Raw genomic sequence first — 20,172 nt, forward strand, 5'->3', positions numbered from 1 at the left:
AATGCGCTCTCTTACCCTCCATCTGAAATTGCTGATCGCCATCCTGGTGGTGCTGGGCATTTCAGTTACGGCCTATCAGATTTTCGTGCTCGGAATTCCGGTGACCGAAGACGCTACCGACGACTTGTGGAACATCGACGCCAAGGTCGAGTTCGTCGCCAACGCCAAGGACCCGATCAAGATCCAGATGTTCGTGCCGCCGCTGAGCCGCGACTACGTGAGCCTCAACGAGAGTTTCATTTCCAATAATTATGGCGTGGCGGTGAACCGTGTCGACGGCAACCGCAAGGTCACCTGGTCGGCGCGTCGGGCCAAGGGCAACCAGACCCTTTATTACCGTCTGGTGTTGACCAAGCGCTACAGCGGCGAAAAATCCAAGGTCAAAGGCCCGACCTTCCGCGACAGCATCACTGTCGAAGGTCCGGAAAAAATTGCCGCCGAAGGCCTACTCGCGCCGATCCGCCAGCATTCGGCCGACGTCGAAACGTTCATTGGCGAAGCCATCAAGCGTGTCAACAACCTCAACGACGACAACGTGAAACTGCTGCTGGCCGGCGATCCGTCCACCGCGAACAAAGCCAAAATCGTCGAGTTGGTACTGTCCATCGCCCACGTGCCGGTGGAAAAGGTTCACACCGTTCGCCTGGTGGCCGATCAGCCGCAAATGCCTGAACTCTGGTTGCGCAGCTTCAACGGCACCGACTGGCTGTATTTCAACCCGGAAACCGGCGAACAGGGCCTGCCCACCGACCGCTTGCTGTGGTGGACGGGCGATGAAAACCTGATCACCGTCGATGGCGGCAAAAAAGCCAATGTCACCTTCAGCCTGAACAACAGCGAAATGAACGCCATTCGCCTGGCCAAGCTGACCGACGAAAACTCCGACGCCAACTTCCTCGACTACTCGCTGTACGGCCTGCCGCTGCAAACCCAGCAGACCTTCATGATCATGGTGATGATCCCGATCGGCGTGCTGGTGATTCTGATCCTGCGCAACCTGATCGGCATTCAGACCCTCGGCACCTTTACCCCGGTGCTGATCGCCCTCGCCTTCCGGGAAACTCAGCTCGGCTTCGGTATTGTGCTGTTTACAATCATTACGGCGCTGGGGCTGTCGCTACGCTCCTACCTTGAACACTTGAAGCTGCAGATGTTGCCGAGGCTGTCGGTGGTACTGACCTTCGTGGTGGTGCTGATCGCGGCGATCAGCCTGTTCAGCCATAAACTCGGCCTGGAGCGCGGCTTGTCGGTGGCGCTGTTCCCGATGGTGATTCTGACCATGACCATCGAACGCCTGTCGATCACCTGGGAAGAGCGCGGTGGCGGCCATGCCATGAAAGTGGCGATCGGCACGTTGTTCGCCGCCTCCCTGGCGCACTTGATCATGAGCGTGCCTGAACTGGTGTACTTCGTGTTTACCTTCCCGGCGATCCTGCTGATTCTGGTGGGTTTCATGCTGGCCATGGGTCGCTATCGCGGTTATCGCCTGACCGAACTGGTGCGTTTCAAGGCTTTCCTGAAGAAGGCTGAAGCCTGATGTTCGGTCTCTGGAAGACCTGGAAAGCCCTGGAGGCCCGGGGCATCATGGGGATCAATCGGCGCAACGCAGACTACGTGCTCAAGTACAACAAGCGCAGCCTGTACCCGATCGTCGATGACAAGATCATCACCAAGGAGCGCGCCATCGCCGCCGGCATCCACGTGCCGGAACTGTACGGCGTGATCTCCACCGAGAAGGAAATCGACAACCTCGGCGAGATCATCGGCGGGCGTACCGACTTCGTGATCAAGCCCGCCCAAGGCGCCGGCGGTGACGGCATTATTGTAATTGCCGACCGCTTCGAGGGCCGCTATCGCACGGTGTCGGGCAAGATCATCAGCCATGAGGAAATCGAGCACCATATTTCCAGCATCCTCACCGGCCTGTATTCCCTCGGCGGTCACCGTGACCGCGCGCTGATCGAATACCGCGTGACCCCGGACCAGATCTTCAAAAGCATCAGCTATGAAGGTGTGCCAGACATTCGCATCATTGTGCTGATGGGCTATCCGGTGATGGCCATGTTGCGCTTGCCGACCCGCCAGTCTGGCGGCAAGGCCAACCTGCACCAAGGCGCCATCGGTGTCGGTGTCGATCTGGCTACAGGCCTGACATTGCGCGGTACCTGGCTGAACAACATCATCAATAAACACCCGGACACCACCAACGCAGTAGACGGCGTGCAATTGCCCTACTGGGACGGTTTCATGAAGCTCGCGGCCGGCTGCTATGAACTGTGCGGGCTGGGTTACATCGGTGTCGACATGGTGCTCGACCAGGAAAAAGGCCCGCTGATTCTTGAGCTTAACGCCCGGCCCGGGCTGAACATTCAAATCGCCAACGATTGCGGGTTGACGTTGCGTACCCACGCAGTCGAAGCGCGCCTGGAAGAATTACAGGCCCGCGGGATAATCGAAACAGCGCAGGAACGCGTGGAGTTCGTTCAGGAAATGTTTGGGCATATTCCTGCGGTTGAGGGCTGATCCTAGACTGAGGTGCGACATTCGCGGGCAAGCCTCGCTCCTACATTGACGCCGCTGTACCTGCAGGAGCGAGGCTTGCCCGCGAAGGCTGACTGACAGCCACCAAAGCTTTCAACCCTGGCACCAACAGTTCAATCCCCGACATCCCCTCTAGGAGCAAATCCTGCAGAGGACTACAATCGCTCCCCCGCCTCGATGGCTGATCTGCCCCCGCCCATGTTGACCTGTTCCGTACACCCGCTGCCCTATCGCGCCAACCCCGCCGAGTACTTCGCGGCGATTCGTCATGCCCCCGGCGCCGTACTGCTCGACAGCGGCCGGCCGAGCGCCGAGCGTGGGCGTTATGACCTGCTCAGCGCCTGGCCGCTGGAGCAACTGGCCGTGTTACCGGATGAAAGCGGCAACCATTTCCTGCAACGCCTTCGCGACACTCTGACGCGACTCGGCGAAGCCACTGTTCCTTTCGACCTGCCTTTCGCCGGTGGCCTGATCGGTTATCTGAGCTATGACTTCGGCCGGCATCTGGAAAACCTGCCGAGTCAGGCCCGGGACGACCTGCAGTTGCCCGACGCACGTTTTGGGCTGTACGACTGGGCCCTGATCAGCGATCACCACCTGGCCACCAGCCAACTGGTGTTCCACCCTGCGTTGATCGACAGCGAACGACAGCGGCTGATCGAACTGTTCACGCAATCTGCACCTCAGCAAATCGAGCCTTTCAAACTGGACGGCCCGATGAGTGCCGACCTGAGCGCCGATGACTATCGACAGGCCTTCGAACGCATTCAGCAATACATCCAGGCCGGCGACTGCTATCAGGTCAACTTCGCCCAGCGCTTTCGCGCGCAATGCCAGGGCGACCCGTGGGCCGCGTACTGCGCGCTGCGGGCGGCGTGCCCGACACCGTTTTCCGGCTTCCAGAGCCTGCCCGACGGCGACGCCGTGCTGAGCCTGTCGCCGGAGCGCTTCGTCAAAGTCAGCGAGCGCCACGTTGAAACCCGGCCGATCAAAGGCACCCGCCCCCGCGGCCTGACTGCTGCTGAAGATGCGGCGAACGCCGCCGAACTGCTGGCCAGCCCCAAGGATCGCGCGGAAAACCTGATGATCGTCGATTTGCTGCGCAACGACCTCGGCCGTACCTGCCGCATCGGTTCGGTGCGGGTGCCGGAGTTGTTCAGTCTGGAAAGCTATCCGAACGTGCATCACCTGGTGAGCAGCGTTACCGGCGAGCTGGCGGATGACAAGGATGCGCTGGATTTGATCGCCGGCAGCTTCCCCGGCGGCTCGATTACCGGTGCGCCGAAGATTCGTGCGATGCAGATCATTGATGAGCTGGAACCGACCCGTCGTGGGTTGTATTGCGGTTCGTTGCTGTACCTGGACGTGCGCGGCGAGATGGACAGCTCCATCGCCATTCGCAGTTTGCTGGTCAAGGATGGGCAGGTGTGTTGCTGGGGTGGCGGCGGGATCGTCGCGGATTCGGACTGGCAGGCGGAGTATCAGGAATCGATAACCAAGGTGAAGGTACTGCTCGATACTTTGCAAAACCTGTAACCGACACCATGATCGTTCCCACGCTCTGAGTGGGAACGATCAGCGGCGGCAATTACAGACTCAACGCCCGATTCGAAGCCTTGATGAACTCCTGCTTCAACTCCGCAAAGCTGTGCACCGCCGGGAATTGTGGAAATTCGCGAATCACATTGTCCGGCGCATGGAACAGAATCCCGGCATCGGCCTCGCCCAGCATCGTCGTGTCGTTGTAGGAATCCCCCGCCGCGATCACCCGATAGTAGAGGCTCTTGAACGCCAACACTGACTGACGCTTGGGATCTTTCTGACGCAACTGATAGCCCGTGACCCGACCGGCATCGTCGGTAATCAGACGATGGCAAAGCAAGGTCGGGAAGCCCAGTTGACGCATCAGCGGCTGGGAAAACTCGTAAAAGGTGTCCGACAGAATCACCACCTGAAAGCGCTCACGCAGCCAGTCGACGAATTCGCTGGCGCCGTCCAGAGGCTTGAGCGTGGCGATCACTTCCTGGATGTCGGAAAGCTTCAGGCCGTGCTCGTCGAGAATCCGCAACCGCTGCTTCATCAACACGTCGTAGTCGGGAATGTCCCGAGTGGTGGCCCTGAGGGAGTCGATCCCGGTTTTTTCGGCAAAGGCGATCCAGATTTCCGGGACCAACACACCTTCAAGATCCAGACAGGCAATTTCCACAAGACACTCCCATTTTGTATTGTTTATTGAGTCGAGCGAGCAAAAGGACTGCCGAACTCTAGCGACTCGTCCTTCTCTGTGCAACGCAGAGGGCGCCCCAGCCGCCGCAGGATTTTGTTACCATCAGGCACATATAGAGCGCCCAGCGCCACCGACCTGTAGGAAGCCGCCCTGATGAGCCCATCGTTCGATGTCGTGGAACTCGCCACGACCTATGCCAACAAATCCGCCCAGGACATCCTGAAACTCGCGTTCGCCGAATTTGGCGATGACCTGTGGATCTCTTTCAGCGGCGCCGAGGACGTGGTGCTGGTGGACATGGCCTGGAAGCTGAACAAGAACGTCAAAGTGTTCAGCCTCGACACCGGCCGCTTGCACCCCGAGACCTACCGCTTCATCGAACAGGTGCGCGAGCACTACAAGATCGACATCGAAGTGGTATCGCCGGACTACACCAAGCTCGAACCTTTCGTGAAGGAAAAGGGCTTGTTCAGTTTCTACAAGGACGGCCATGGCGAGTGCTGCGGCATCCGCAAGATCGAGCCATTGCGTCGCAAGCTCTCGGGTGTGACCGCTTGGGCCACCGGCCAGCGTCGGGACCAGAGCCCGGGTACCCGCAGTGCGGTCGCGGTGCTGGAAATCGATACCGCGTTCTCGACCCCGGAACGCACCCTGTACAAATTCAACCCGCTGGCGCAAATGACCAGCGAAGAGATCTGGGGCTACATCCGCATGCTGGAGCTGCCGTACAACAGCCTGCATGAGCGCGGCTTCATCAGCATCGGCTGCGAGCCTTGCACCCGCCCGGTATTGCCGAACCAGCATGAGCGCGAAGGTCGTTGGTGGTGGGAAGAAGCCACGCAGAAAGAATGCGGGCTGCATGCGGGGAACATCATCAGCAAATCCAAGGCTTAATCCCCGCCTTATGCAATCCCTTGCTCGCGATGGCGGACTGACATTCAACATCTTCGTCGACTGTTACACCGCTATCGCGAGCAAGCTCGCTCCCACAGGGTCAGCGCCCCGCCTCAAAAATGTGTACACAGAAATGTCACCGTAAGTGCCATATCTGTGTGCACTTTTAGTTTAAGCGCCCCAAAAAGTTACATCTCCCCGTCCTGACTTCCTCAGTCGAACACTTCCACAGAACCCCGGCAAAATAAATACCTGTTCAATTGGTCAACTTATATCGCCATTATTTCAGCTACTTAGCTTCAATCAATAAAAAATCGAAATAAGCGTTAAGTTTTATAGATCACTGGATGGCATAGATTTGGCTTAAGTGAACATATGTTTTGTATACAATTAAACTCAAAACATACACACACTTTATATCCGCAGCCTGAAGCGCCCTATCCCGTACAGGCTGCAGATGCCCCGTAACCAATGACGCTCTCCCGCCCGCGACGAAGATTTGTCGAGTTCACGCTCATGCACAGTCATCGCGGCAACGAGCTTCTGGAGCCTGCCGGAATGCGTACTAGCCTCCCCAATAACAACATCGCGCTGGATCTGCCCTCCTCACTTTCCACCTCTGTCATTCACGATCAAACATTTCAACCACCCGTGGTACTCAGCCCTCGTCTGCACAACAAGGACCTGGCGCCGACCAAGGCTGAAGGCCGGCGTTGGGGTCGTTACAGTATCTTTGCCCTGTGGACCAACGACGTGCACAACATTGCCAACTACTCCTTCGCCATTGGTCTGTATGCACTGGGCCTGGGCGGCTGGCAGATTCTGCTGTCTCTGGGAATCGGCGCGGCGCTGGTGTATTGCTTCATGAACCTTTCCGGTTACATGGGCCAGAAAACCGGTGTGCCGTTTCCGGTGATCAGCCGGATCAGTTTCGGCATCCATGGGGCGCAAATTCCTGCATTGATTCGCGCCGTTATCGCCATTGCCTGGTTCGGGATTCAGACATACCTGGCGTCAGTGGTCTTTCGCGTATTGTTGACGGCTGTGTATCCCGGCTTCGCCGATTACGACCATAACTCGATCCTCGGGCTGTCGAGCCTGGGTTGGGTATGTTTCGTGGCGATCTGGTTCGTGCAGTTGGCGATCCTGGCCTATGGCATGGAAATGGTTCGACGCTACGAGGCATTTGCCGGCCCGGTGATTCTGCTGACCGTCGCCGCCCTCGCCGGGTGGATGTACTTCCAGGCCAACGCAACCATTGCCTGGTCGATTCGCGAGCCGCTGAGCGGCGGCGAGATGTGGCGTAACATCTTTGCGGGTGGCGCATTGTGGCTGTCGATCTACGGCACGCTGATCCTGAATTTCTGCGACTTCGCCCGTTCTTCTCCCTGCCGCAAGACCATCCGGGTGGGTAACTTCTGGGGCCTGCCTGTCAACATTCTGGTATTCGCCGGGATCACGGTCCTACTGTGCGGTGCGCAATTTCAGATCAATGGCCGGATCATCGAAAGCCCGACGGAGATCATCGCATCGATTCCCAACACCTTCTTTCTGGTACTCGGCTGCTTGGCGTTCCTGATTGTCACCGTGGCGGTGAACATCATGGCCAACTTCGTGGCCCCGGCCTTCGTACTGAGTAACCTGGCGCCCAAGTATCTGACCTTCCGTCGCGCCGGGCTGATCAGTGCGACCATCGCGGTGCTGATCCTGCCGTGGAACCTCTATAACAGCCCGCTGGTGATCGTCTATTTTCTGTCCGGCCTCGGCGCCCTGCTCGGCCCGTTGTACGGGGTGATCATGGTCGACTACTGGCAGGTACGAAAAGGCCGGATCAACGTGCCGCAGTTGTACAGCGAAGATCCCAATGGCGAGTATTACTACAGCCATGGGGTCAATTTACGTGCCGTGGCGGCATTCATTCCGGCAGCCTTGATCGCCATCGTCCTGGCCCTGGTGCCAGGTTTCGACAGCATTTCACCGTTCTCCTGGCTGATTGGCGCCGGGATTGCCGGGATGCTCTACCTGATCATCGCCAAACGGCAGCCTTACTACGCAGATGTCAGCGGTGAAGCCATCGCGGTCGATAACGTCAGCCATTGATCTCCGGGCGGCCCGATAGCGTCGGGCCGCAGAACCACCTCGCTATAAAAAGGATCTCCCATGCGAATTCTCGTGGTCAACGTCAACACCACCGAATCCATTACCCAGGCCATTGCCCGTCAGGCTCAATCCGTGGCCTCGCCCGGCACCGAAATCATCGGCCTGACACCGCATTTTGGTGCCGACTCCATCGAAGGCAATTTCGAAAGCTATTTGGCTGCTATCGCGGTGATGGATCGGGTCATGTCCTACGATCAGCCCTTCGATGCGGTCATCCAGGCCGGTTATGGCGAGCACGGCCGCGAAGGTTTGCAGGAGCTACTTAACGTGCCGGTAGTGGACATCACCGATGCCGGCGCCAGCACCGCGATGTTCCTCGGGCACGCCTATTCAGTGGTCACCACCCTTGACCGCACCGTGCCGCTGATCGAGGATCGCCTCAAACTGTCCGGGCTCTGGGACCGTTGTGCGTCGGTACGGGCCAGCGGGTTGGCGGTGCTGGAACTGGAGTCCGATCCAGAGCGTGCGCTGGAGGCGATTGTTCGCCAGGCGGAAATGGCGGTGAGTGAAGACAAGGCCGAGGTGATCTGCCTGGGGTGCGGCGGCATGGCCGGGCTGGATGAGCAGATTCGTCAGCGCACCGGTGTGCCGGTGGTGGATGGTGTGACGGCGGCTGTGACCATTGCCGAATCGCTGGTGCGGCTGGGGTTGTCGACGTCGAAAGTGCGAACGTATGCGACGCCTCGGCCGAAGACCATCATTGGTTGGCCGGGGCGGTTTGGCAGGTAGACCGCGTTATCGTTCATCGCGGGCAAGCCACTCTCCCACAGGTTTTGTGTCGTTTACATCATTACGATACGACTCAAAACCCTGTGGGAGCGGGCTTGCCCGCGATGGCCACACCTCGGTCCCAAGCCAGGTTCACAGAGCATTGAACCGCTGCCCCAACCCCTGTTCCGAAAACTGCTCAATGATGAAGTCGACAAACGCCCGGGTCTTGCCCGGTAGCAGTTTGTGTTCGGCGTAATAGATGGAGATGTTGCCGTCATCGACGTACCAATCAGGCAACACCCGCTGCAACGTCCCCGCATCCAGATAACCCACGGCAAACGGCATGCTCACCAACGCAATGCCCAACCCCTGAGCCGCCGTGGCGCAGGCGGCTTCCGAATCGCTCATGGTCATCCGCGTCTTGAGTGTCAGCGGGCTGTGTTGGCGGGCGCGACTGGTCAACTGCCAGGAACGCACGCGCCCCGTCTGCGGCGAGCGTATCAAGATGCCATCGTGGTGTTTGAGGTCGTCGGGCTCGACGATCGCCTCGTGCCCCGCGAGGTACTCGGCTGAAGCCACCAATACCCGATGGGCGGGCGTCAGCTTTCGCGCCACCACCCCTTGGGGCAACTCGAATCCGCCACCAATCGCCGCATCGAAACCCTGGCCGATCAGGTCGACCTGGCGGTTATCGAAATGCCAGTCCGGGTTGATCGCCGGAAAGCGCTGCAGAAACTCGCCCAGCAACGGCACGATGTACAAACGCCCGAACACCGTCCCCATACTGACCTTGAGCGTGCCTGCCGGACGTCCTTCGGCGCTGGCCAAGTTGGCCACGGCGTTCTGGATCGTGTGCAGGCTGGCGCTGACTTCGCCGAGAAACAGCTGACCGGCCTCAGTCAGCGTCAAGCTGCGCGTGCTGCGCTGGAAAAGCCGCACTCCCAGTCGAGCCTCCAACTTGGCGACGCTCTTGCCCACCGCCGCCGGCGTCAGACTCAAGCGCCGCGCAGCTTCGGCGAAGCTGCCAACCTCAGCGCTGCGCACGAAGCATTCGATACTGCTGAAGGTTTCCATAAGCACCACTATAAACTTTTGGTTTACACAGACTATAGCAATGACGGTCTACCCGGCGGGTAATGCGAGGCCGATACTCGACTCCAACAACAAGGCAGCCCGCCTTGGATTTCTGGAGATCGACATGACCACTCAATACCTCAGCGGTAAAGTAGCTCTGATTCAAGGCGGTTCACGCGGCATTGGTGCTGCCATCGTCAAACGCCTGGCCGCCGAAGGCGCTACCGTCGCCTTCACTTACGTCAGCTCCACCGCCAAAGCAGAAGAGTTGCAAAACAGCATCACCAGCGCTGGCGGCAAAGCCCTGGCCATCAAGGCCGACAGCGCCGATGCCGTCGCGATTCGCAATGCCGTTAATGCCACCGTCGAAGCCTTCGGTCGCCTGGACATCCTGGTCAACAACGCAGGCGTTCTGGCCGTTGCACCGCTGGAAGACTTCAAACTTGAAGACTTCGACCAGACCCTGGCCATCAACGTGCGCAGTGTGTTCATCGCCACCCAGGAAGCGGCCAGACATATGACCGAAGGCGGTCGCATCATCAACATCGGCAGCACCAATGCCGAGCGCATGCCCTTCGCCGGTGGCGGCCCGTACGCCATGAGCAAATCGGCGCTGGTCGGCCTGACCAAAGGCCTGGCCCGCGACCTCGGCCCACGGGGTATCACCATCAACAACGTGCAACCGGGCCCGGTCGACACCGACATGAACCCCGCCAGCGGCGACTTCGCTGAAAGCCTGATCCCGCTGATGGCCGTGGGTCGTTACGGCAAAGTGGAAGAAATCGCCAGCTTCGTCGCTTATCTTGTCGGTCCCGAAGCCGGTTACATCACCGGTGCGAGCCTGACCATCGACGGTGGTTTCGGCGCCTGATACACGGTTCGATTGAAACAAAAACGCCGGCAACAGGTTGCCGGCGTTTTTGTTGTGTCCGGGATTATCGAGTGCTCAAGCCCACTCGAGTGCTGGCAGGCCACATGCACTGGGCTTGAACGCCTTCAACGTACGAAGAATGCCATCGGCGTGTGCGTACTTTTCGTCGGCCATCGCCGCATCCGGAATCGCAATCGCCGTCATCCCCGCCGCTTTCGCTGCGGTGACGCCGAACGGTGAATCCTCGAACACCAGGCAATCCTCAGGCGCGACACCCAGGCGTCGTGCCGCCGTCAGGAAGATATCCGGCGCCGGTTTGGCCGCGCCCACTTCCGGGTCATCAGCGGTAACGATGAAGTCGAACAGCGCGAACCAGTCCCGGTGCAAGGTGGTTTTCTGGCCGAACGACTGACGTGAAGAACTGGTGCCCACCGCAATAGGAATGTTGTTGGCCTTCAAGTGCCGAACCAGCTCCTCCGCGCCAGGCATCGCCAGCGCCGTCGGAAAACGCTCGCGCATCAGCGGTTCACGGATCACCAGGAACTCTTCGGCTGTAATCGGCAGGTCCAGCGCCTCGACCACATAGCGCGCCAGATCACCCGCGCCACGACCGATGATGTTCTGTTTGACGCTCCAATCGAAGGTTCGGCCATAACGCCCGGCAATGATGGACGTGACCTCGGTGTAAATGCCCTCGGTGTCCAGCAACAAGCCGTCCATGTCGAAAATCACGGCCTTGATCGGGCCGAACTCATCCAAGGGTGCATTCATCGCATCTGATCCGTTTTCTCATGACATCCCAGGAGCGGCTAAGGCACGACCGGGTCCGTGATGGATTAAAGGTTTCAGCAGCATAGCGAGCGCGATTGGCAGAGAGCAACGGGCAATGCCTGGTGGATACAAAAAAGCTGCGTCGAGACGCCCACGATGATTTAGCGACTTCCCCTACACCAAACACCTCCTTTCCCGACTTCTTTCCTTGTTGATCCCCCGCAAAGTCTTGCGCTCCAGATTAATCAGCGCGAGGGACTGCGAATGTTCGAACCCGACAAGGTCCTGGCCTTGAACAATGCCATCGGCCTGCTGGTGGTCGCCGCCATGAACCCAGAGCAGCCGGACGTCGAAGCGTTGCTCGGTGATTTTCGACTCTGCCTCAACGGCTACGACACCTGGGCGGAAAACTTCTGGACCGGTGGAACGCTGAATGTCGAGCAAGTGTTCAAAGTCGGCAATGAAGTCCGGCTCAGCGCACCGAAGGACTCCACCCTCCCTGTCAGTTCGACGCTCGCCATGTGTCCGGTCAGCGGTCCATTAACCCTGGTGCACCTGTTTGAGGCCGCACGTTTCGTGCCGATCGGCAATACGCCGGTAATGCTCGAACCGGTTATCTCGCAGCGTAATGGTGAACTGACATTCGGTGAGCCCGTCCACGAAACCATTGGCCCCAGCGGCATCCTCGAAATCCCCGAATGCTGGCGCGGCCAGCGTTATCGCATCACCTTCTTTCCCAATGTTTCGGCCGAGCACGTCAAAGCACTCTACGCCTCCTATCAAGACGTGATCGGCGAGCTGGAAGGCTGGTTGCGTAATGAATGGACGAGCGAATTCGAGCCCTTGTGGGCAGGTTTTTCCGACGCAGGTTTCATCCAGCGCTACGGCATGCTGCAACAGGCTGATTGGCGCGGTTTCGAGCGTTCGCTGCACGGTTTGTGGGATGACGTGAAGCAGGTCTACGCCCTGCTGGCGGACCTGCAAACCAACAGCGAAAAACTCCTGGAGTACCTGACCCAAGGCGAGCTTGAGACGCTGCTGAACGCCTCGGCTGAAGCCATCGCCAATGTGTTGCTGATGTTGAGCGATGAGCCGTTGATGTTCATCCATCTCGCGGCCTTTACCAGTTGGCTGAGGATGTTGCCGCCGCAGTACATCGCCGAAGTCGTGGCGCAAATTCGTACAGAACTGTTGATCAGTTTCCTGCTGGTACGCCTCACCGGACCTACGGGCTTGAAGCTCGGCATGAGCGCCAAAGTATTGGACAAGATCAAGTCCCGGCAAGCTCGGCAGTGGTTGGCGGGGGCCAGTTTGCGGTTGGCCGAACTGACGGCCAAATCTGACCTGACAGCCCACGCTGGCGCGCTCAAACCACTCGTGGTCAGCGCGCGCAATGCACCACTGAAACCGGCACCGACGATTCCGTTACAGATCCGTGCCGGCGACTCTCCAGTTGTACAGGTGAACAATCCGGTTGCCATTGCTCGCGACAAGTCCAGCGCCATGACCCGGCTGGGCCGTCACGAACCTCACGACGATGCATCGAGTCAGGCGAAAAACCCCAACGGCGACAGTGCCGATTGCGCGGCACTGACCTGCACCAACAACTGTCCGGTGTCGATGGTCACCGGCGAAGAACTGCTGACCCTGACCGACGGTGCGCTGGACGGGATCCTGCCATTCGACTTCACCCGGCTCTATCGCACCAGCGCCGCCGAGATCGATTGCGGGTTGGGCTGGGGCTGGAGCCATTCGCTGGCTCAGCGGTTGGAGCTGGACGATGAACAGGTCGTCTGGATCGACCATGAAAACCGTCGTACGACGTTTCCGCTGCCGAGCGTCGAGCGCCCTGTGATCCACAACAGCCTGTCGCGGGCGGCGATTTACCTCGGAAGAGAACCGGAGGAGTTGATTCTCGCGTTAGCGGGCGAGACGAGCCGGTTCTACCACTTTCGAGGGGGCCGCTTAACGGCAATCAGCGACGCCTACAACAACCGCCTCCACATCACCCGCGACCGTCAGGATCGCATTCAACGTCTCGATAACGGCGCGGGTCGTTCGCTGCTGTTGTGCTACGAGCGCAGGCACCTCGTCGCCGTCGAATACCAGTCGTTTCAACGCACCGATGACATGAGTGAAGCCTGGCGTACAGAGCAGACGCTGGTTTTCTATCGCTACGACGCTCGCCAACGCTTGATCGAAGCGACCAACGCCGCGGGTGAAAGCGAGCGTTACGACTACGACGATCAGCACGTGATTCTGCAGCGACAACTGGCCGGTGGCGCGAGTTTCTTCTGGGCGTGGGAAAGATCCGGCAAGGCGGCCCGTTGCGTCCGGCATTGGGCGTCGTTTGCGCAGATGGAGGCGCGCTACGTCTGGGACGATCAGGGCAGCGTCACCGCCCAGAACATCGATGGCAGCCAAGAGATTTACGCCCACGATGACCGGGCGCGGCTGGTGCGCAAGGTCGAGCTGGATGGTGGCGAAAACCTCAAGGCCTATGACGATCAGGGTCGACTGATTGCAGAGCAGGATCCGCTCGGGGCCGTCACCGAATACCGCTACGACGAAGTCGGGCGGTTGGTGGCGCTTATTCCGCCGGAAGACGAGCCAACATCCTACGAATATCGCAATGGTTTCCTGCATGCGCGCTATCGCGGCAAAGCGGTGTGGAAATATCAGCGCAATGCTCAGGGGGATGTCACCGAAGCCATCGATCCGGATGGCCAGGTCACTCACTATCACTACGACGCTCAGGGGCGTTTGCTGTCGATCCGCGCCCCGGACATCAGCCGCCATGTGTTCGTCTGGAATGCCTTGGGGCAGTTGCTTGAGGAAACGCTGCCGGATGGCGGCCAGCGACGCTTTTCCTACGACGCGCTAGGCAGGCAGACGACCCGTCAGGACGAACACGGTGCGTTCATCCAGTACCGATGGGATGCCGTCGGCCGACTGGTTCAGACCACGCTGCCTACCGGCGCCACTCGCGGATTCAGCTACAACGCCTACGGCAAGATCACCGCCGAACGCGATGAGCTGGGCCGCGTCACTCGCTATGAATACGCCGACGATCTGCACCTGGTCAGCCGCCGGATCAATCCTGATGGCACGCAACTGCGTTATCGCTATGACAACGCGCAGTTACGACTCACGGAAATCGAAAACGAATCCGGTGAACAGTATCGCCTGGACTACACGCCCAACGGCCTGATCCGACAGGAAACCGGCTTCGACGGCCGCCGCACCGCTTATAGCTACGACCTCAACGGCCACCTGCTGGAGAAAACCGAGTTTGGCGATGACGACTCGCAACTGGTTACAGGGTATCAACGGGATTCGGCCGGACGCCTGTTGGTCAAGACCCTGCCCGATGGCGTCAAGGTCAAGTACCGCTACGATCGCCTCGGCCGACTGGTCAGTGTCGACGACAGCCACGACCACCCGCTGGAATTCGAGTACGACGCCCAGGACAGGCTGATCACCGAGCACCAAAGTTGGGGCACCTTGCGTTACCGCTACGACGCGTGCGGCCGACTCAACCACCTGCGCCTGCCGGACAACAGCAAACTCGATTTTCACCACGCCAAGGGCGGCGCGCTGACGGCCATTGACCTCAACGGCACACGCCTCACCACCCACCAATTTGCCTTCGGTCGCGAACAAAACCGCCAACAAGGTCTGCTGCTCAGCGAATATGCCTACGACGACCAGGGCCGGCTGAAAGCCCATGCCGTCAGCCAACATCGACATCCGCTGTACCGTCGCGATTATGCCTACAGCGCCAACGGCAATCTCGACCACATCGGCGATACCCGCCACGGCCAGCGCAGCTACCAGTACGACTCGCTCGACCGCCTGACCCGCGTCCGCCATTCCCGTGACCAATCGCCAGAAAGCTTCGCCCACGACCCGGCGGGCAACCTGTTGATGCAGGATCGTCCCGGCGTTGCGAAGGTGCTGGGTAATCGCCTGCTGATGCAAGGCGACCGGCATTACGACTACGACGCCTTCGGCAACCTGATTCGCGAACGCCGCGGCACCGCGCAAAAACTCGTCACCGAATACCGTTACGACTGCCAACACCGGTTGATCGGCGTCACTACCTGCAGACGGTCGTTGTTCAAATTACCGCTACGACGCCTTCGGCCGCCGTATCAGCAAATCCGTCGATGGCAAAACCACCGAGTTCTTCTGGCAAGGCGACCACCTCGTCGCCGAACACAGCCAGGAACACCATCGAAGCTACATCTACGAACCCGGCACCTTCCGTCCACTGGCGATGCTCGACGGCAAAGGCCCACGCCAAGCCTGCCCGTTCTACTACCAACTCGACCACCTCGGCACACCGCAAGAACTCACCGACTACAGCGGTGACATCATCTGGGCCGCCCGATACACCGCCTATGGCCGCCTCACCCGCCTCAACCGCGACACCCACCAGGTCCTCGATCAGCCATTGCGCTTTCAAGGGCAGTATTTCGATGCGGAAACCGGCCTGCATTACAACCGACATCGCTACTACAATCCGGATGTCGGGCGGTACCTGACGCCAGATCCGAGCAAGTTGGTGGGTGGGTTAAACGGCTATCAGTACACGCGCAATCCGGTGGGTTGGGTTGATCCGTTGGGGTTGAGTGATTGTCCTGGAGGGGATGGGTGTAAGAAGCCGTCGTTTGGGGATGAGGAACCGGCGAGTAAGGTGGGGGTTGATGAGGGGGAGCCAACAACTCCTTCACCTAAAAAAGAAGAGGATTACTTATACCGCGGGGATGAACGAGAGCCCAATGATGTATTTCAAAACGGTTTTAAAAGCAAAGGGAAAAGCAATGATCTATTGCTCCACTCTATAGATAGTGAAAACCCACCCAGTAATTTCATCAGCACGTCGCCGTCGCGAGATGTTGGCAAACTTTTCGCGACCGGTTATCACACAAAGTAGGGTACCTCTATACTCTTCGAAAAATAGAGGGATATGATTTGCAGAAAGAGCTTGGACAAGCCTACCTTTTCGGAGCAGAAAAAGAGATAGCGATAGCTAACCGTATAGAAAATGTTGACGTACTCGGCGCTACCCTAATCATTGATGATGGCAGAGAGCTCGGCTACTCCATACCTAATCCGTACAGGATAATAAAGAAATGATATTTAAGGTTGAAATAACCATAAGCATCGACGGCACAAAGGAAATCGCCAATCTCACATGCGACAACAAAAGCATAACTATAATTTTTACAATGAGAAACGGATTTATTAAAACATATTCAGATAGTAATTTTTATAAATGCTTCGCCCGCCTTCGAGAAGACAACCCCAACATACAATTTCTCTGCAAGGGATCAAAAATCAACGTACATCCCTCAAGCATGTCATCGCAGATGTCTCTTGGTTTGAAAGCATATGAATTGACATTGGGAAAAACGTCATCACTCCACGATGTAGTTTATATCTTTGATTATGAGGACAATAATCTAACAAACGATCCGCATAAACAATTATATTTTTATAGACGCTGGATTGAATCAGAAAAAATCTGATCAATTATATGATCAAAAGCCCGGCTCATGTCCGGGCTAGATTAACATTAAGAAAACACTAACCGCCGGTTTTACCTCCACTTCCTACTCCACTACCGCTCTCATCAATTTCAAAATCACCTGACTCTCCAGACCCACTTCCAGAACCACTCCCCATCGAACTTCCATCGCTCATCGACCCACTTCCCTTCCCCGAACTGGTGCTACTTCCATTGGCATCGCCGCCATTCCCACCACCAATGGTGTCCGGTGGCGGTGTCTTGCCATCCGAGGAACCCGCATTCATTTCCGAGTAAGGTGGCATCCCGCCCTTGTCGACCGGCGCATCGCGGCCAGAAGATTGAGCCAACGCCGCCAATGAACTGATCGACAATAAGCCGACCACTGTCAGGGTCGTCAGTTTTGACCTGATCATGGCGCACCTCCTTTAAAGAGTGCTTTACCTGATGTCTGGCAGCGATCGCTTTTTAAAGGTGCCGCACAATCGACGAGCGGCGATGGATCGTTGCGCAGGCTTCAGCTCGGTTCGCCCGACAGATCGTCCCCGGCAATGTCCGGGTCATCGGGATCGGCTTCCACATCGCCGCGCTTCACATCATCGGTATCGGTGGGCACCTGCTCCACGCCGGTGTCGTCATCGTCGGGCGGGCGCTGATCGCGACTCAGGGAGTCGGTGGGTGAAGGCAGCGGATATTCGGGGGTATCGTCGTCGATATCGGAGTCTTTTGGATCAGCGTTCATAACGCACCTCTCAATGGACCTGAAAAGCAGATCCTGACATTTCGAGGACAACACGATAGACGCGGTTCGATCAGAGGGACGATCGGTCGACCCGACCGCAAAGCACGATCACTCGTCGTCTTCCTCGTCATACTCATCATACTCGAGGTTGCCCACATCGCCTGCGTCATCGGCATCGTTGAGCGGCACCGTGGCGTCGTCCATCAGAGACCCCGGATCTTCGTTGCCAGGATCGTTGATCGGACCTTCATCTTCCATGCCTTCGGTTTCCGGAGTCATGACATGCCTCGCAACGTTCAGGGGTGTATGACGTTCGAGGCGTCCTACGGGCAAACGTTCCAGAGTCCTACTGACAGAAACGAAAACCCGGCACTGGGCCGGGTTTCTACTGTCACTCGATATCGAGTTAGCGATGCTTGTACTTATTTTTATGCTTGTGTTTGTATTTGCCACCACCGGAATGTGAGCTGCCGCTGTCATTACCCAGGTTGCTGCCGACCGCGCCACCGGCTGCACCGCCCACGCCAGCACCAATGGTCGAACCGGTGGAGCCGCCCAGGCTATTGCCGATCACTGAGCCGCCCGCAGCGCCAATACCGCCGCCAACGGCCGCTTCTGTTCGACTGCCCTTGCGCGCACCGACCGCGCTGCCCGCCGCACCGCCGACGCCAGCGCCCACGGCTGCTCCCGTGCTGCCGCCTAGTTGACCGCCGACCACGTTACCCAACGCGCCGCCAAGACCACCGCCCACTGCTGCGGTGCCGTCGCCGGCAGCCATCGCACCCTGAGCAACCAAAAGTCCCAAAACCACCGTGGACAATGTCAAACGCATGATATGAACCTCTAATTTCCGCATCGGGGGAAGATCGTGCCGCGGATAGGCCTCAGCCTGGCATCTGCGTCTGTTGAACAGCAAAGCGAATACCGACTGTACGAGATTTGAGCCACATGCGGGAGAAACGTTCCAAAACGAAAAAGCCCGGCATCGAGCCAGGCTTTTTCAGCGGATCATTAGGATCAGTGGCGCTTTTTGGACAGATTGCTACCCACGCCGCCGCCCAATGCACCACCCAGGCCAGCGCCGATGGTGGAACCTGTCTTGCCGCCCAGGCTATTGCCAATCACCGAACCGCCCGCCGCACCGACACCGCCACCGATAGCCGCTTTGGTGCGGCTGCCTTTGCGTGCTGCAACAGCACTGCCGGCTGCGCCCGCTACGCCAGCACCAATCGCTGCACCTGTGCTGCCGCCCATTTTCTGACCGACCACATTACCCAGCGCGCCACCCAGACCACCACCAAGCGCGGCAGTACCATCACCGGCAGCCATCGCACCTTGAGCAACCAAAAGGCCCAGAACCAGAGCAGGCAGTGTCAAACGCATAACGAGAACCTCAAAAAAGGGGGGGGAAACCGAAAGGCCGGAAATTGAATGCTTTAGAGGAGGCAAAGTCCAGACACAAACACGGAACAACCTCGTCATTGGCGACGGTTGGACAGCATTCATGGAAAAGGTTTTATGACAGGCAAAAAAAAGCCCGCTGGGGAGACGGGCCAGGGTACTGCTTTCTAACGGATGAGCTGAGATTACGTAGGCTGGTGTGAAAAGTTTGTGAAAAAACCTACACGACTGTAGGACATTTCTCTGCATTGCCATCAAGCCATGCTTTTACCCTTCAAAAACAAGAAACCCCGCTCAATGGCGGGGCTCGTACGAGTCACTGTTCACTTCCTGGAAGGCGCACCCAGCTTGGGCATGAATTTCGACTTCGGCCCTCGAGTTCGAGGCACTGTAGATTTGATTTTGTTGATTTTGATACGGTCTTCACCGAAGCTCGGCACATAGTCCGTCTGACCACACTGCACGCAATTATTGATTGGAAACTCCGCCCCGTCGTCTTCGATATACGGCTCAGTCATATCTTCGCTCCTCTCAACGGGTCGATACCGGCAAGCCCTATTTGCCTGAAAAATATCGACCACCCAGGATTTTGAGACTAGTCGGTCATTCCCGGACTTGTGATTCAGATTGTTACGTGCCGACGAATGGCCGCGCTTGCTTCCTACAAAATCAGATGGCGAATAAACAGAACACGCACGCCCTTGGCACGGCGCCCTCAAGATTTTTTGACGCCAACTTACCTCAGTTTGACCGCCGTCCCGGTCACAAACACCACCACCATTCCACCCTTGCCGGCTGGCATGCTGATCTCATAATCGAGCCCTACCACTGCATCCGCCTGAAGCGCCCGCGCCCGCTCCTTGATCTCGTCAGTCGCCTGAATCCGCGCATCCTTCAATGCCCGTTCCAACGTTTGAGAGCGCCCACCGAAAAAATCCCGCATGCCAGCGAACAGATCGCGGATCACGTTAACGCCCTGCACCGACTCGGCGCTGACGATGTCCAGGTAAGCAGTGATTTGCCGACCTTCGATGGTGTGGGTTGTGGTGGTGATCATGAAGTGTCCTTGTTCAAGCTGTCGTCGACAGGGTTAAACGACGGGAAAAACGGCGCGAGAATTGAGTATAGAGATCGATTACCGTCGAGGGTTTGGCAGTCTAACAGGGGGGCGGAACACACATGAACGCGGCTTTGGGGCCGTTTGAAAAGGTCGTACCCGAACTTACGTATCGTTCGGAAGCCGCGCC

General features: G+C 58.1%; 18 protein-coding genes and 1 pseudogene. 9 read left to right on the plus strand and 10 right to left on the minus strand.

What is annotated here, in order from left to right; translation table 11 throughout:
* Position 1 precedes the first annotated feature (1 nt).
* From rloB to pabB, 3 genes are all read left to right on the plus strand, one after another.
* Positions 2–1,537, plus strand: coding sequence for an osmotic stress tolerance membrane protein RloB (gene rloB, locus AB4O41_RS07725; RefSeq protein WP_460147014.1), 1,536 nt, complete (start codon positions 2–4; stop codon positions 1,535–1,537).
* Positions 1,537–2,523: an alpha-L-glutamate ligase-like protein gene (locus AB4O41_RS07730; protein WP_258620999.1), complete on the plus strand. Its 987-nt coding sequence runs from the start codon at positions 1,537–1,539 to the stop codon at positions 2,521–2,523. Before rloB ends, AB4O41_RS07730 begins: the two co-directional genes overlap by 1 nt.
* Positions 2,524–2,739: 216 nt before the next feature.
* Positions 2,740–4,077 (plus strand): aminodeoxychorismate synthase component I, encoded by a 1,338-nt coding sequence (gene pabB, locus AB4O41_RS07735; protein ID WP_460147017.1) that lies wholly within the window; start codon positions 2,740–2,742, stop codon positions 4,075–4,077.
* 52 nt (positions 4,078–4,129) lie between these two features.
* Here pabB and thrH read toward each other — a convergent pair whose 3' ends face one another.
* Positions 4,130–4,747 (minus strand): bifunctional phosphoserine phosphatase/homoserine phosphotransferase ThrH, encoded by a 618-nt coding sequence (gene thrH / locus AB4O41_RS07740; RefSeq protein ID WP_305426105.1) that lies wholly within the window; start codon positions 4,745–4,747, stop codon positions 4,130–4,132.
* A gap of 174 nt (positions 4,748–4,921) precedes the next feature.
* Between thrH and AB4O41_RS07745 the strand changes: the two genes are divergently transcribed.
* The 3 genes from AB4O41_RS07745 (at position 4,922) to AB4O41_RS07755 (ending at position 8,551) form a co-directional block, all read left to right on the plus strand.
* The gene (locus AB4O41_RS07745) at positions 4,922–5,662 is read left to right on the plus strand and encodes a phosphoadenylyl-sulfate reductase (protein WP_008074131.1); all 741 of its coding nucleotides are present in this window, start codon (positions 4,922–4,924) and stop codon (positions 5,660–5,662) included.
* A gap of 558 nt (positions 5,663–6,220) precedes the next feature.
* Positions 6,221–7,762, plus strand: coding sequence for an NCS1 family nucleobase:cation symporter-1 (locus AB4O41_RS07750; RefSeq protein WP_460147019.1), 1,542 nt, complete (start codon positions 6,221–6,223; stop codon positions 7,760–7,762).
* 60 nt (positions 7,763–7,822) lie between these two features.
* Positions 7,823–8,551 (plus strand): aspartate/glutamate racemase family protein, encoded by a 729-nt coding sequence (locus tag AB4O41_RS07755; RefSeq protein ID WP_460147021.1) that lies wholly within the window; start codon positions 7,823–7,825, stop codon positions 8,549–8,551.
* A 132-nt stretch (positions 8,552–8,683) separates the two neighbouring features.
* On the opposite strand, the gene AB4O41_RS07760 is transcribed toward AB4O41_RS07755, so the two are convergent.
* The gene (locus tag AB4O41_RS07760; RefSeq protein ID WP_460147023.1) at positions 8,684–9,607 is read right to left on the minus strand and encodes a LysR family transcriptional regulator; all 924 of its coding nucleotides are present in this window, start codon (positions 9,605–9,607) and stop codon (positions 8,684–8,686) included.
* A 124-nt stretch (positions 9,608–9,731) separates the two neighbouring features.
* Between AB4O41_RS07760 and AB4O41_RS07765 the strand changes: the two genes are divergently transcribed.
* Entirely contained in the window at positions 9,732–10,478 is a 747-nt protein-coding gene (locus tag AB4O41_RS07765) for a 3-oxoacyl-ACP reductase family protein (RefSeq protein ID WP_460147025.1), read from the plus strand.
* Between the two features lie 75 nt (positions 10,479–10,553).
* Here AB4O41_RS07765 and AB4O41_RS07770 read toward each other — a convergent pair whose 3' ends face one another.
* Complete coding sequence (locus AB4O41_RS07770) at positions 10,554–11,249, minus strand: HAD-IA family hydrolase (protein ID WP_007902125.1); 696 nt, start codon at positions 11,247–11,249, stop codon at positions 10,554–10,556.
* A gap of 264 nt (positions 11,250–11,513) precedes the next feature.
* Here AB4O41_RS07770 and AB4O41_RS07775 point away from each other — a divergent pair.
* Both AB4O41_RS07775 and AB4O41_RS07780 read left to right on the plus strand, forming a co-directional pair.
* A pseudogene (locus AB4O41_RS07775) lies at positions 11,514–16,391 on the plus strand (RHS repeat-associated core domain-containing protein).
* Complete coding sequence (locus AB4O41_RS07780) at positions 16,388–16,783, plus strand: hypothetical protein (protein ID WP_460147027.1); 396 nt, start codon at positions 16,388–16,390, stop codon at positions 16,781–16,783. Before AB4O41_RS07775 ends, AB4O41_RS07780 begins: the two are co-directional and overlap by 4 nt.
* A 58-nt stretch (positions 16,784–16,841) precedes the next feature.
* On the opposite strand, the gene AB4O41_RS07785 is transcribed toward AB4O41_RS07780, so the two are convergent.
* From AB4O41_RS07785 to AB4O41_RS07815, 7 genes are all read right to left on the minus strand, one after another.
* Positions 16,842–17,198 (minus strand): hypothetical protein, encoded by a 357-nt coding sequence (locus tag AB4O41_RS07785; protein ID WP_460147029.1) that lies wholly within the window; start codon positions 17,196–17,198, stop codon positions 16,842–16,844.
* A gap of 101 nt (positions 17,199–17,299) precedes the next feature.
* A complete protein-coding gene (locus tag AB4O41_RS07790) occupies positions 17,300–17,524 on the minus strand; it encodes a hypothetical protein (protein WP_460147031.1) in 225 nt (74 codons plus the stop codon).
* Positions 17,525–17,632: 108 nt separating this feature from the next.
* Positions 17,633–17,803, minus strand: a complete 171-nt coding sequence (locus AB4O41_RS07795) for a hypothetical protein (RefSeq protein ID WP_460147033.1) — start codon at positions 17,801–17,803, stop codon at positions 17,633–17,635.
* Between the two features lie 127 nt (positions 17,804–17,930).
* A complete protein-coding gene (locus AB4O41_RS07800) occupies positions 17,931–18,356 on the minus strand; it encodes a glycine zipper domain-containing protein (protein WP_460147035.1) in 426 nt (141 codons plus the stop codon).
* A 185-nt stretch (positions 18,357–18,541) separates the two neighbouring features.
* Positions 18,542–18,907 (minus strand): glycine zipper domain-containing protein, encoded by a 366-nt coding sequence (locus tag AB4O41_RS07805; protein WP_038979874.1) that lies wholly within the window; start codon positions 18,905–18,907, stop codon positions 18,542–18,544.
* A gap of 341 nt (positions 18,908–19,248) precedes the next feature.
* Complete coding sequence (locus AB4O41_RS07810; RefSeq protein WP_008072999.1) at positions 19,249–19,443, minus strand: hypothetical protein; 195 nt, start codon at positions 19,441–19,443, stop codon at positions 19,249–19,251.
* A 218-nt stretch (positions 19,444–19,661) separates the two neighbouring features.
* Positions 19,662–19,982, minus strand: coding sequence for a YbjQ family protein (locus AB4O41_RS07815; RefSeq protein WP_007902143.1), 321 nt, complete (start codon positions 19,980–19,982; stop codon positions 19,662–19,664).
* Between the last annotated feature and the right edge of the window lie 190 nt (positions 19,983–20,172).

The sequence above is a fragment of the Pseudomonas sp. S2_A02 genome (assembly GCF_054668495.1).